Genomic DNA, 12,257 nt, shown 5'->3' with positions numbered 1-12,257 from the left:
CGGGGCCCGTCCCGTTAACGGTTGCGCGTCGTGATCACGAGCGCGCCGACGTAACCGTCGCCCCCGTAGCGCGCCGAAGCTTCCGTGCGCGAAAGGATCTCGATCCGGCTCACCTCGTCGATCGACAGCTCGCGAATCGCGTTCACGCCATCGCCTTCGCGCCTTTCGTTGATGCGTACCTCCATCGCCTGCTCCCGGAAGGATCCCCACGAACTCAACGTCACCGACGTGAGGAGGATGACCTCACCGAGCGTGCTCATGCGGTCGAATTTCAGGAGCGAGTGTTGGCGCAGCAGCTCGTACACGCTCATCTCCGGCAGATCCACAAGATCCTCGGCGCGGATGACTTCGGAGCCCAGGATCCGGCTCCGGCTGCCCCCCGCGGCCAGGGATCCGACCTCCTCCCTCCGTCGAGGGTCCGAGGTCAGCGAGAGGGAGAGGTCCTGCTGGGCCAGCGTGACGGCCGTGGTGTACGGGACGGCTTCGCCTCGCCAGTCCCCGAAGACGGCGCGCAACGAGACCTCCATGTCCTGCGGCAACCCGCAGATGGCGTAGAGGCCCTCCATGCCGACCTCGGTTTCGACGCGCTGACGGGTGTCGAACTGCACCCAGCTCGCCGCCACGGTCGCGCCGGGTACGATCGTCTCCGCTTCGGGATCCGTCACGTAACCCACGACCGCCGCTTCCGTCTCCGGGTCCCCGCCGGGGCAGAAATCGGCGAAGGACTGTGCGGCCGCGGAGTTCGCGACCACGAGCATCAAGGCGGGCGCCGAAAGGCGCACGAACGTGTACAACATGTCGACTGCTCTCCCTCGGGCTGCTAGCGGCCTCGCGTTGTAATCGCGATCGCTCCGACGAAACCATCTCCGCCGTAGCGCGCGGAAGCTTCGGTACGCGTCAGGATCTCGATCCGGCTGACCTCGTCGATCGACAGGTCGCGGATCGCCGCGACGCCGTCCACCTCCCGCCGCTCGTTGATCCTCACCTGGACGGACTGCAGGCGACCGGCCCGGAGGCTCGATGTCGCGGACGTGAGGAGGATGACCTCGCCGAGCGTGCTCATGCGGTCGAATCTGAGGAGTTGGTGCCGGCGCAGCAGTTCGTACACGCTCATCTCGGGCAGATGAAGGAGATCCTCCGCGCGGATGACTTCCGAACTGAATGCCTGGCCCCTGCCGCCGCCGGTGGCCAGCGATCCGACCTCCTCCCTCGTCTCGGGTTCCCCGGTAAGCGAAATGAAGAGGTCGGCCTGGGCGAGCGGAGCGGACGTCGCGTAGGGCACGGCCTCCCCGCGCCGGTCTCCGAGAAGGGCCCGCAGCGTGACCTCCGTGTCCTGCGGCAGCCCGCAGACCGCAAAAAGACCCTGAATGTCCGTCTGTACCTCGATGCGGTGGCGCTCGTCGTCCTGCACCCAGCTCGCGGCCACGGTCGCGCCAGGTACGATCGTCTCCGCTTCCGGGTCCGTCACATAGCCCACCACGGCCGCCTGCGTCGCTTCGTCGCCGCCCGGGCAGAAGTCGACGAACGACTGGGCTGCGGCGGTGTTCGCAATGGCCAGAAACAGAACGGGCCCCGGAAGGCGCAAGAGCGAGTGCCGCATGTCGATCCCTCTCGTCTGCAATCGTTCTCTCGGCTGTAGCACGCGCGTGCGGGCACAGTGCCGATGGTTGTCGCGGTGCGAGCGACCCACCGACCTTTTAGGATACTCCGCGTCCGTTTTGCGTTTAGTCCGGGGCCCGTTCAGGAAGTCGACGACCCCGGTTACTCCCTATACCCGGCAACATGCCGCGGGTGCCGCCCCGGGGCCGCTACGGAGGAGCCGCTGAGCAAGATCGACCGACGAGACTTCGTGCGCCGCGCCGGACGCTGGGCGGGGGCCGCGGCGCTCGCGCCTTCGCTCTCGGGTCTCGCCGCGTGTGCCGGACCCGCAGCCGTGTCCCCGCGCCGGACGGCTCGCGGATCCGCCGGATACGGACCCCTGCGCCCGGCGGGCCCGGAACTCGCCCTCCCGGAGGGGTTTTCCTACGCCGTCCTCGGGGTGGAGGGCCGTCCGATGTCGGACGGTCGGCCCACGCCCCGCGCGCACGACGGAATGGGACTCTTCCCGGTGAGCGACGACGTCGTCCGCCTCGTGCGAAACCATGAAGATCAGGATCCCCCCGGCGTTGCGGTTCCGCTCGTCCCCCCCGAACTGGCGTACGATCCGCTGGCGGGCGGGGGCACGACGACGCTGGAAGTCCGGATCGAGGCGGACGGGCGTCCGGTCCTCCTGCGGGATTTCGTCAGCGCGGGGGGAACGATGATCAACTGCGCAGGGGGGACGACGCCGTGGCGCAGCTGGCTGACGTGCGAGGAAACGACCTTCGGACCGGGTCGAGGCTGGACGGCGCCCCACGGGTATGTGTTCGAGGTTCCCGCCGACGCGGACGAACCGGTCCGGGCCGAACCGATACGGGACATGGGAAGGTTCACGCACGAGGCCATCGCGGTGGACCCCGCGACGGGGTTCGTCTACGAGACGGAAGACTACAATCGTCGCTCGGGGTTCTATCGCTTCCGCCCCCATACCCCCGGCGTTCTCCGGGATGGGGGCATTCTGGAGATGCTCGCCGTACGGGGGGCGCCGCAGGTGGATCTCCGCACCGGCCAGCAGCCGGGGGCGTGGCGTGAAGTCGAATGGGTGCCGATCGAGAACCCCGACCCCCCCGAGGCCGAGCGCAGCCCGACCACGGTGTGGGCGGAGGGGTTCGAGGCGGGCGGAGCCCGGTTCTCCCGGCTCGAGGGCTGCTGGTACGGGGACCGGAGCATCTATTTCCACGCGACGAACGGGGGCGACGCCCAGCTCGGCCAGGTCTGGCGGTACGTGCCGGACGAAGACGCGCTCGCGCTCGTCTTCGAGTCGCCGTCGGAGGACGTGCTCTCCGGTCCGGACAACCTCACGGTGAGTCCCCGGGGCGGGATCCTCATCTGCGAGGACAACTCCGGGGAAACGCACCTCCGGGGATTGTCGCCCGAGGGGGAGATCTTCCCCTTCGCCCGGAATCTCCTGAACGTGCGCGAGTTCGCCGGCGCCTGCTTCACGCCCGACGGCCGGACGCTCTTCATCAACCTCCAGGGAGACACGATCTCGATGGGTGCGGGGAACCTCGGCCAGACGTACGCGATCTGGGGACCTTGGGAGCGGGGGCCGCTCTGAGCCCGCGAAGGGCTGCGTTCGGCGCGGCCCTCGCCATCGCGCTCTCCGCGCAGGCCTGCGTGTGGTCCGTGCCGCTCGCGACCACGCCGTCCACCGACCCTCCGCTCTACGCGGTCGGCTGGACGCAGACCGGTATCGCCTCCTGGTACGGGGAGCCGTTTCACGGTCGGACGACGGCGGCCGGGGGCACCTACGACATGGATGAAATATCGGCCGCCCACCAGACGATCCCGTTCGGCACGTGGATCCGCGTGGACAACCTCGACAACGGGAGCTCCATCGAACTCGACGTGAACGATCGCGGCCCCTTCGTGCGCGGGCGCATCCTGGACGTGTCCCGGGCCGCCGCGAGGGCGCTCGGAATGATCGGCCCCGGCACGGCGCGCGTGCGGATTACGATCATCGAGACGGCGAACGCGGTCTCCGCGCGCGGCGGCTGCGTCGTCGTCCAGGTCGCGGCCTTTCGGGAGCGTCGGAGCGCCGAGGCGAAACGACAGGCGGTCGAGCGGGCGGGGTTCGAAGCTTCGATCGAGCCGTACGAAGACATGTACCGCGTCGTGGCCGGCCCGTTCGCGGACGAGCCCGCGGCCGGCCGCGTACGCGAAACGCTGGGCGGGTTCATGCGCCGCTGCTGATGGTCGTGGGGGAAACCGACGGCCGGCGAGGACGTGACCTCGCACGCGCTTCAGTCGTGCTAGTGTCGACACTGACGCGGGATTAGCGAAGGTCCGGTGCCGCGGGTAGTTTTCGGAATCCCCAGACTGCTTGCCGTCCGCGATACGGCACGGCCCCCCGGGGTCCAGGAACCCGGGAAGGTCGAAAGCAGTGGTCTCCTGGTGGAGGTTGTATGCTTCGGAGAACTCACGCGCTCGTCGCGCTCGCCGCTCTCGCGGTCTTCTCGGGGCCCGCCGCTGCCGCGCTGGAGGGGCAGGCCGGCCGGTATTTCGGCCGAAACAAGGTGGTCTACGAGTCCTTCGATTTCGAGGTGCTCAAGACACAGCACTTCGACATCTACTACTACGAGGAGAGCGCGGTCGGCGCGCAGATGGTGGGCCGCCTCGCCGAGCGCTGGTACGCCCGCCTCTCCCGGGTGCTCAATCACGAGTTCCGCCAGCGCCAGCCGATCATCCTCTACGCCGACCATCCGGATTTCGAGCAGACGAACACCTCCGGCCAGTTCATCGACGAGGGCACGCAGGGCTTCACGGAGATCCTGAAGCGGCGGCTCGTCATGCCGATGATGGTGTCGCTGCACGAGACCGATCACCTGCTCGGCCACGAACTCGTACACGCCTTCCAGTTCGACATGACGGGGCAGGGGACGGGAGGCCCGGGACTGGACGTGCCCGGCGCGATCCGGCTCCCGCTGTGGTTCATCGAAGGCATGGCCGAGTATCTCTCGATCGGACCCATCGACCCGTTCACGACGATGTGGATGCGGGACGCCCTGGACCTGGAGGACGGGTTCCCGACGATTCCGGAACTCGCTGACAGGCGGTACTTCCCGTACCGCTACGGCCACGCTTTCTGGTCCTACATCGGCGGCGCGTTCGGGGACGACCGGATCGGCAGGATTCTCAATCTCGCCGCGCGCACGGGGAACGCGCTGGCGGCGATCGAAGCCGTCCTCGAGGTGCCGATCGGAGAGCTTTCGGACCGCTGGAAGAGCGAACTCGAGACCTATTTCGCGGACGCGCGCCAGGAGACCCGCTCCCCCGACGACTACGGGCGCCGCGTCGTCTACGAGCCTCCCGATGAGGGGAAGCTCCATCTTGGCCCGGCGCTGAGTCCCAACGGCCTGGACATGGTCTACGTTTCGCAGAGCGACCTCTTCTCCATCGAGATGTTCGGGGCCGACGCCCGCACCGGAGAGGTGAAGCGTCGCCTCACGAACAACGCGGTCGACCCGCACTTCGAGAGCCTCCAGTTCATCCACTCGGCGGGGGACTGGCACCCGAACGGCCGGCTCTTCGCGGTCGCCGGCATCAAGACGGGCAATCCGCTGCTCACGGTCATGGAGGCGGAGAGCGGAAATATCGTCAGGGAGATCCCGGTCGAGGGGTTTCAGCTGGGCGCGATCTTCACGCCGAGCTGGTCGCCGGATGGGTCGCACATCGCGTTCAGCGGACACTCCGCCGGGTTCACCGACCTGTATGTGATCAACGTCGAGACCGGGCAGTTGAGGCGGCTCACGGAGGACCCCTTTGCCGACCTCCAGCCCGCCTGGTCGCCCGACGGCCGGTCGGTGGCGTTCGCGACGGACCGCTTCACGACCGACCTGGAGTTGCTCGTCCCGGGGACCTACCAGGTCGCGCTGCTGGATCTGGAAAGCGGAGAGATCGAGCCGCTGCCGGGTTTCGACGACCAGTTCAGGAACTACAACCCGCAGTGGTCCCCGGACGGACGGAGCCTGTACTTCGTGTCGGACCACGACGGGATCGCCAATCTCTATCGGCTCGACCTCGAGACGCGGGAGCGGTACCTGGTCACCGACCTGTGGACCGGCGTGAGCGGACTCACGGCCATCAGCCCGGCCGTGTCGGTGGCCCGCGGCACGGGCGATGTCGCGTTCAGCGTGAACAAGGGCGGGCCGTTCAGCTACGAGATTTATGTGATCGACGACCCGGAGGTCCTGGCCGGGGTGCCGGCGCCGGAGATGCTCGTGGGCGTCGACGCCTCGATCATCCCGCCGCGGGAACGGATGTCCACCACGCACGCGGAACTGCTCTCCAACGCCCGCCTCGGCCTGGCCGACCCGATCACCTTCGAGGAAGGCGAGTTCCAGTCCCGTTTGTCCCTCGACTTCATCTCGCAGCCCACCATCGCGTTCGGGGCGAGTGATTTCGGGGTCTTCTTCGCGGGCGGCGCGAGTCTCTTCTTCTCGGACCTGCTCGGCAACCGCACGCTGCAGACCATCCTGCAGGTAAATACGACCTTCGGGGACCTGGTGCAGGGGACGGCGCTCCTCGCCGGCTACGAGAACCGGTCCAGCCGCTGGAACTGGGCGATGATTGGAGGCCAGGTGCCGCTGGTCACGCGCCAGATCGGATTCCAGTCGGGTCAGATCGAGGGCCGGTACGCAAATGTCTTCCGGGACTTCCGCTGGTTCGAGATCAACCGGGAACTGACCGGGATCGTCGCCTATCCCTTCAACCGGAACTCGCGGGTCGAGTTCTCCGCCTCGGCACGCCAGATCGACTTCTCCGGCGAGATCGAGGAGTTCGGCTTCGACGCCTTCACGGGTCAGCTGCTGTTCAACGAGGAAACGGATCTGCCGGATTGCGTGGGAGAGATCGTGTCGTTCGGCCGTCAGCCCTGCGCCTTTGAGTCGCTGTACACGGCGAGCGGAAGCGCGGCCCTCGTATACGACAGTTCGATCTTTGGCGGCACGAGTCCGATCGCCGGGCGGCGCTACCGTCTGGAAGTGGAGCCGGCGGTGGGAACCCTCAACTTCCTCACCGTAACCGGCGACGTTCGGCAGTATGTTCGTGCCGGGCCCTTCACGGTTGCCGGACGGGCCCTCCACTTCGGCCGTTGGGGCGGCGGAGCTGACGACCCGCGCCTGGGCCGACTCTACCTCGGGGTGCCATCCCTCGTTCGCGGATACGACAACCGGTCCATCGATGTCGTCGAGTGCACGAGCTCGGGTCAGGCCGCGTTCTTCAACTGTCCTCTCATCGCGAATCTCATCGGCAACCGCGTGGCGGTAGGCAACGTGGAGTTGCGGCTTCCCCTCCTGGGCGGGATCGGCGTGATCCGGGCCGCGGGCGTACCGCCGATCGAAGTCGGCCTCTTCTATGACATGGGCAAGGCGTGGTCGGGGGAAACGCCCCTGAACTGCCCGGATGGAAACTGCTCGTTCGAGGACCGGAACTGGGTGTCGAGCGCCGGCCTTCTTGCACGGGTCAACCTCTTCGGCCTCATGATCGGCGAACTCAGCTTCGTGCGGCCGTTCGATCGTCCCGACAAGGGCTGGATCTGGCAGTTCAATCTGACGCCCGGATTCTGACGGCGGTGGCGGTGATCGCCGCGGCGGGCGGTTCATGGCCTTGATCCGGAGCTGGCTGATCAACGCTGCGGCGTTGTACGCGACGGCGCGGCTCCTCGCCGGGGTCCGGGTCGACAGTCCGGAAGCGCTCATCGGAGGGGCGCTCGCGATCGGCCTCGTCAACGCGGTCGTCCGGCCGATCCTGCGTGTCGTGACCTTTCCGATCACGGTTCTGACGCTGGGCCTCTTCTACTTCGTCCTCAACGGCCTGATGTTCCAGCTGGCCGCCTCGCTGATCCCGGGTTTCGAACTCGACGGCCTGGCGGCTGCGGTCGGCGGCGCGCTCGTCATGTCGATCGTCGCGACGGTGCTACACGTCTTCCTCAAGCCGCGCAGGAAGAAGTAGCCGAAGACGGCCTCTGCCCGAAGACGGACTGCTAGGCGTAGTAGGGATTGCTGCCGGCGGCGTGGTCGGTCACGTCCCGCACGTCGACGATCTCCGGCGCCGCGTCCCGGATCATCTGCTTGATCCCCTGCGTGAGCGTCACCGAGGCCATGCCGCAGCCCTGGCAGCCGCCGCCCATGGTGACGTAGACGACGTTGTCGCGGATGTCGACGAGGCGCACGGTCCCGCCATGCGATGCCACCCCCGGGTTGATCTGCTCGTCGATGACGCGTCGCACGCGGTCGACGAGAGGTCCGTCCAGCGGCTTGGAGCCGAGCGGCTGGATGTTGGGATTGTTGAAATGAAAGCCCGAGCCCTGGAGCGACTCCACCCAGTCGATGCGGGTTCCGGAAAGGATGTCCGCGCTCTTCGAATCGACGACGACCTCGAAGCCGGGGGCGTCGAACGACTGGTCCTCCGCTTCCCGCTCGAAGGGTTCGATGAGCGCCATCTCGTATTCCGGCGCGATGGGGCTCGCGTTCTGAACGCTGACACGTACCGCGAGACCTTCCGCCGGGTCCTCGCTGATGAACGATCGGATCCGCTCGCTGGCGGCGTCGGTGAATGTCAAAAGATCCTTGTCGGACACGTTCTTTTCTCCCAATGATTCCCGATGAAGCCGGCGTGCGGTCAGGCGTTCGTCAGGACGCCGAACCGTTGGCGGCCACCGCCGCCCTGAGATCGCTCGCGGTATAAAGTACCATTGTCCGCAGCCCCGCTCCCTCGAGCGTGGCTCTTCCCCCCTCCTCGCGGTCGACGAGGCCGAGCACCCCGAGCACCTCGCCGCGCGCGCGATTCACCGCCTCGACCGCCTGGAAGGCGGACCCGCCGGTCGTGATCACATCCTCGACGACGACGACCCGGGCGCCGGGCTCGAAGCAGCCCTCGATCAACTGGCCCTTTCCGTGTCGCTTGGCGCGCTTGCGGACCGAGAACGCGTGAATCGGGTCCCCCGCGCGCCAACTGGCGGCGGCGATCGCGTAGGCCAGCGGATCCGCGCCCATCGTGAGGCCGCCGACCGCATCCGGCCGAAGTCCGGCGTCTCGTATGGCCGCGAGCCCGACCTCGCCCATCAACACCTGTCCGTGCGCGTGCATGGTCGAGGTCCGGCAGTCGATGTAGTAGTCGCTCCGGGCGCCGGAGGCGAGCACGAAGTCCCCGAGCCGGAACGAGCGCTCGGCGAGCAGATTCAGAAGCCTCGAATGGGCGGAACTCAGCGGAACCTCCTAGCTGACCTGGCGAATCGCCTGACCGGATTCGGCGTCGCAGCGGGCACAGAGTCCGTACAGCTTGAGTTGACGTGTGAGTATATGGAAACCGAATTGCCGGGCGACCTCCGTCTGCAGCCGGTTGAGTTCATCGCGCTGGAACCGGACCACGTCTCCGCACGCCGTGCAGATCAGGTGGTCCTGCCGCGCCCGCCCAACTTTCGCCTCGTATCGCTTGAAACCCTCGTCGAAATCGTGCTCCGTTGCGAGGCCGACGCGAACCAGGAGGCTCAGGGTCCGGTAGACCGTCGCCTTCCCGGCGCGCTCGCCGTCGCCCCGCAGGCGTTCCACGATCTCGTCCGCCGAGAGTCGCTGTCCGGACTCGAACAGCACGCGGGAGATCGCTTCGCGCTGATGGGTGACGGGCAGATGATGCTCCTGCAGCGCGGCCCGGAAGAGGCCGAGCATCACGGCGGCGCAGCCGAGAGGCGGTCGGGGGGTGAGGGTATCCGTGGTCATGGTGTTCTCAACGCGCTGAGAAGATAAGCGCGCTCGTCACGCCTGCAACCAGCGCGCCTCGAAGTCGTCCACTACCTGCCGCAACAGGCGGTCGACGGGGGAGGCCGGTCGGGGCGTGAGGAATCGGTCCGAAAAGCGGTTCAGGGCGACGCGGAGGGCGGTGAAGGTCTTCGCGGCGTCACGATAGCAGCCGTCGAGTTGCTGGCGGCGGGCGAAGGGGGCGTCGGCGGCCAGCGAAAAGCCGGTTTGACCCATCGCCTCGTAGTAACCGAGGTCCGGTCCCGCACTGCGTCGCTCCCGGGTGGAAATCCAGTCCGGGAAGAGGCCCGACAGCCAGAGCGCGAAGTTGCCGAGATGTGCGCTGAGCAGAAAGCCGCGGCGACCGTCCGATTCGGCGATCTCCGCCACCAGGTCGACGAGATAGCGGTATTCGCAGTCGTCGTATTCGGCGATCCGGTGGGCCCGCGCCTCCCTCGCGAAATGGAGGAAGATCGACGTCACGTAGTCGGCCATGAGACGGGACTCGACCCCGCCCTCGAGAAGGCTGTGACGGAGCGCCACATAGGAGAAGAGGGCCAGCGGGAGCGCCGAAAGCCCCGGTTCGGCCGTGAGCGCGCCGGGGGCCTTCGGGTGATCGAGCAGGGCGTCGATCCCCCGCTCCGAGACCAGCGTCTCCAAGCGGGTCCGGTCCTCGCCCTCGCGGGCGAGCATGTAAACGAGTCGGGCCGCGTCGTCCCGTCCGAAGGAAGCTCTGACATCCGGAAGAATCATGCCGCTCCCCCTTCCCGTGGTCCCCTCCCGTCGGCCCCCGCCACCTCGTTCCATACCCCAACCTCGCCTGCTAGTTTTCCTCCCGAGAGCGGAAGCCGCAACGGAGTCGACCCGGATGACGACGATTTGACATGCTGAGAGAACGATTGAGAGAGCGCGGATTCGTGCTGGTGGCGGCCCTTGCGGCCGTCTTGGCGGCGTGCGGCTCGGCGGACGCGGGCGTTCGCGGCACCGACGCCGGGGGAAATGGCGAGCAGGCCGCCGAAGCGGGAGCGGGCGCCGTCGCCCAGGCGGTGGAACTCGTCCCGCTCCGGGTGGGCGGGATCGAGATCCAGGTCGAGATCGCCGACGACGCCGACGAGCGCCAGCGCGGCCTCATGTACCGGGAGTCCCTCGAGGAGAATCAGGGGATGCTGTTCGTCTACCCGGAGCAGCGCACCCTGGGGTTCTGGATGAGGAACACGCTCATCCCCCTCGACATCGCGTACATCGACCGCGAAGGCCGGATCGTCGACATCCAGCAGATGGAGCCGCAGACCACGGAAACCCATGACTCGGCCGCGCCCGCCATGTACGCGCTGGAGATGAACCAGGGGTGGTTCGAGGCCAACGGGATTCGCATCGGAGACCTCATCGAATTCTAGTCGCGCACCGAGCGCAATCCGGACAACCCACGACCGACCCACGGACAACCCACGCATGGATCATCGCATAGAGAAGGACTCCATGGGGGAGATGGCGATCCCCGCCGACCGGCTCTACGGAGCGCAGACGGAGCGGGCCCGCCAGAACTTCCCCATCTCCGACCTCCGCTTCGGACGCCGCTTCATCGAGGCGCTCGGCGCGATCAAGCTGGCCGCGTCCCGCGTGAACCAGGAGCTGGGGCTCCTCGACCCCCGACTCGGCGAGGCGATCGAGCGGGCGGCCGGCGAGGCCATGGCCGGGGAACTGGATTCCCATTTCGTGCTGGACATCTTCCAGACCGGGTCCGGCACGTCGACGAACATGAACGCGAACGAAGTCATCGCGAACCGCGCCATTCAGCTTCTGGGCGGCGTCGTGGGTTCGCGGAGCCCCGTCCACCCCAATGATCACGTGAACCTGGGGCAGTCGTCGAACGACGTGATTCCGACCGCCACCCACGTCTCCGGACTGGTCGCGATCGAACGTGAGCTTCTGCCCGCGCTGGAGCGGCTGCGCGCGGCGCTCGCGGCGAAGGCGGAGGAGTTCGACCACATCGCCAAGGCGGGGCGCACGCACCTGCAGGACGCGACGCCCGTCCGCCTGGGACAGGAGTTCGGCGGCTATGCGAGCCAGGTGGGGCACGGGATCCGGCGCGTCGAGGCCGTCCGTCCCGCGCTCGCGGAACTCGCCATCGGAGGGACGGCGGTGGGGACCGGCATCAACACGCCAGCCGACTTCGGCGCGCGGATGTCGGCGGCGCTGGGCGAGATCCTCGGGGTCGAGTTCGTGGAGGCGTCGAACCACTTCGAGGCGCAGTCGGCGCGCGACGCGGTGGTCGAGGCGAGCGGGGCGCTGCGAACCGTCGCCGTGAGCCTGACAAAGATCGCGAACGATCTGCGCTGGCTGTCGTCCGGCCCGCGCACGGGCCTCGGCGAGATCAACCTCCCCGCGGTGCAGCCGGGCTCGTCGATCATGCCCGGCAAGGTCAACCCGGTGATGGCCGAATCGGTGCTTCAGGTCTGTGCGCAGGTCATCGGGAACGACGCCGCGATCGTCGTCGGCGGGCAGTCGGGGAACCTCGAACTCAACGTCATGATCCCCGTGATGGCCCACAACCTGCTCGAGAGCGTCCGGATTCTCTCCACCGCGAGCGTCGAGTTTGCCGAACGCTGCGTCCGCGGGATCACGGCGAACGAGGAGCGCTGCCTCCGGAACGCGGAATCCACCGCGGCGCTCGCCACGGCGCTCGCGCCCGTCATCGGGTACGACAAGGCGGCCGAACTCGCCAAGCTCAGCCTCGCGGAAGACCGCACGCTGAAGGAACTCGTCCTGGAGCAGGGGCTCGTCGCTCCGGCGGAACTCGACCGCATCCTCGATTTCCGCGCGATGACCGAGCCCGGCTGACCCGGCCCGGCCGAGCGCCGATGATCGAACCCCGTCGCCCCG

At 67.7% G+C, this 12,257-nt stretch carries 12 protein-coding genes; 6 read left to right on the top strand and 6 right to left on the bottom strand.

The genetic code is table 11. From position 1 onward, the window contains the following. Positions 1 to 14: 14 nt before the first annotated feature. Together ACQY5G_RS01390 and ACQY5G_RS01385 are read right to left on the bottom strand one after the other, a co-directional pair. Positions 15 to 797, bottom strand: coding sequence for a hypothetical protein (locus ACQY5G_RS01390; protein ID WP_428276307.1), 783 nt, complete (start codon positions 795 to 797; stop codon positions 15 to 17). A gap of 23 nt (positions 798 to 820) precedes the next feature. Then, on the bottom strand, positions 821 to 1,621 hold the full coding sequence (locus ACQY5G_RS01385) for a TonB-dependent receptor (RefSeq protein WP_428276305.1): 801 nt from the start codon (positions 1,619 to 1,621) through the stop codon (positions 821 to 823). 228 nt (positions 1,622 to 1,849) lie between these two features. Here ACQY5G_RS01385 and ACQY5G_RS01380 point away from each other — a divergent pair, with 228 nt between their 5' ends. The 4 genes from ACQY5G_RS01380 (at position 1,850) to ACQY5G_RS01365 (ending at position 7,590) form a co-directional block, all read left to right on the top strand. Beyond that, the gene (locus tag ACQY5G_RS01380; RefSeq protein WP_428276304.1) at positions 1,850 to 3,196 is read left to right on the top strand and encodes an alkaline phosphatase PhoX; all 1,347 of its coding nucleotides are present in this window, start codon (positions 1,850 to 1,852) and stop codon (positions 3,194 to 3,196) included. Then, positions 3,175 to 3,831, top strand: coding sequence for a septal ring lytic transglycosylase RlpA family protein (locus ACQY5G_RS01375; protein ID WP_428276302.1), 657 nt, complete (start codon positions 3,175 to 3,177; stop codon positions 3,829 to 3,831). Before ACQY5G_RS01380 ends, ACQY5G_RS01375 begins: the two co-directional genes overlap by 22 nt. A gap of 212 nt (positions 3,832 to 4,043) precedes the next feature. Next, entirely contained in the window at positions 4,044 to 7,205 is a 3,162-nt protein-coding gene (locus ACQY5G_RS01370) for a peptidase S9 (protein ID WP_428276300.1), read from the top strand. 34 nt (positions 7,206 to 7,239) lie between these two features. Further along, complete coding sequence (locus tag ACQY5G_RS01365) at positions 7,240 to 7,590, top strand: phage holin family protein (protein WP_428276298.1); 351 nt, start codon at positions 7,240 to 7,242, stop codon at positions 7,588 to 7,590. A gap of 31 nt (positions 7,591 to 7,621) precedes the next feature. Here ACQY5G_RS01365 and ACQY5G_RS01360 read toward each other — a convergent pair whose 3' ends face one another. The 4 genes from ACQY5G_RS01360 to ACQY5G_RS01345 form a co-directional block, all read right to left on the bottom strand. Further along, on the bottom strand, positions 7,622 to 8,218 hold the full coding sequence (locus ACQY5G_RS01360) for an iron-sulfur cluster assembly accessory protein (protein ID WP_428276296.1): 597 nt from the start codon (positions 8,216 to 8,218) through the stop codon (positions 7,622 to 7,624). A 52-nt stretch (positions 8,219 to 8,270) separates the two neighbouring features. Further along, positions 8,271 to 8,780, bottom strand: coding sequence for an orotate phosphoribosyltransferase (gene pyrE, locus ACQY5G_RS01355; RefSeq protein ID WP_428276294.1), 510 nt, complete (start codon positions 8,778 to 8,780; stop codon positions 8,271 to 8,273). Between the two features lie 75 nt (positions 8,781 to 8,855). Further along, positions 8,856 to 9,356: a Fur family transcriptional regulator gene (locus ACQY5G_RS01350; RefSeq protein WP_428276292.1), complete on the bottom strand. Its 501-nt coding sequence runs from the start codon at positions 9,354 to 9,356 to the stop codon at positions 8,856 to 8,858. A 36-nt stretch (positions 9,357 to 9,392) separates the two neighbouring features. Continuing rightward, complete coding sequence (locus ACQY5G_RS01345) at positions 9,393 to 10,127, bottom strand: hypothetical protein (RefSeq protein WP_428276290.1); 735 nt, start codon at positions 10,125 to 10,127, stop codon at positions 9,393 to 9,395. Between the two features lie 131 nt (positions 10,128 to 10,258). Here ACQY5G_RS01345 and ACQY5G_RS01340 point away from each other — a divergent pair, with 131 nt between their 5' ends. Both ACQY5G_RS01340 and ACQY5G_RS01335 read left to right on the top strand, forming a co-directional pair. After that, complete coding sequence (locus tag ACQY5G_RS01340) at positions 10,259 to 10,771, top strand: DUF192 domain-containing protein (RefSeq protein WP_428276288.1); 513 nt, start codon at positions 10,259 to 10,261, stop codon at positions 10,769 to 10,771. A 55-nt stretch (positions 10,772 to 10,826) separates the two neighbouring features. Next, positions 10,827 to 12,215, top strand: coding sequence for a class II fumarate hydratase (locus ACQY5G_RS01335; RefSeq protein ID WP_428276286.1), 1,389 nt, complete (start codon positions 10,827 to 10,829; stop codon positions 12,213 to 12,215). Positions 12,216 to 12,257: the final 42 nt, after the last annotated feature.

The organism is Candidatus Palauibacter sp., from assembly GCF_965261555.1.
Classification (GTDB): domain Bacteria; phylum Gemmatimonadota; class Gemmatimonadetes; order Palauibacterales; family Palauibacteraceae; genus Palauibacter.
Note: the sequence above shows the minus strand (reverse complement) of the source record. Positions and strands in the feature narration are given on the sequence as shown.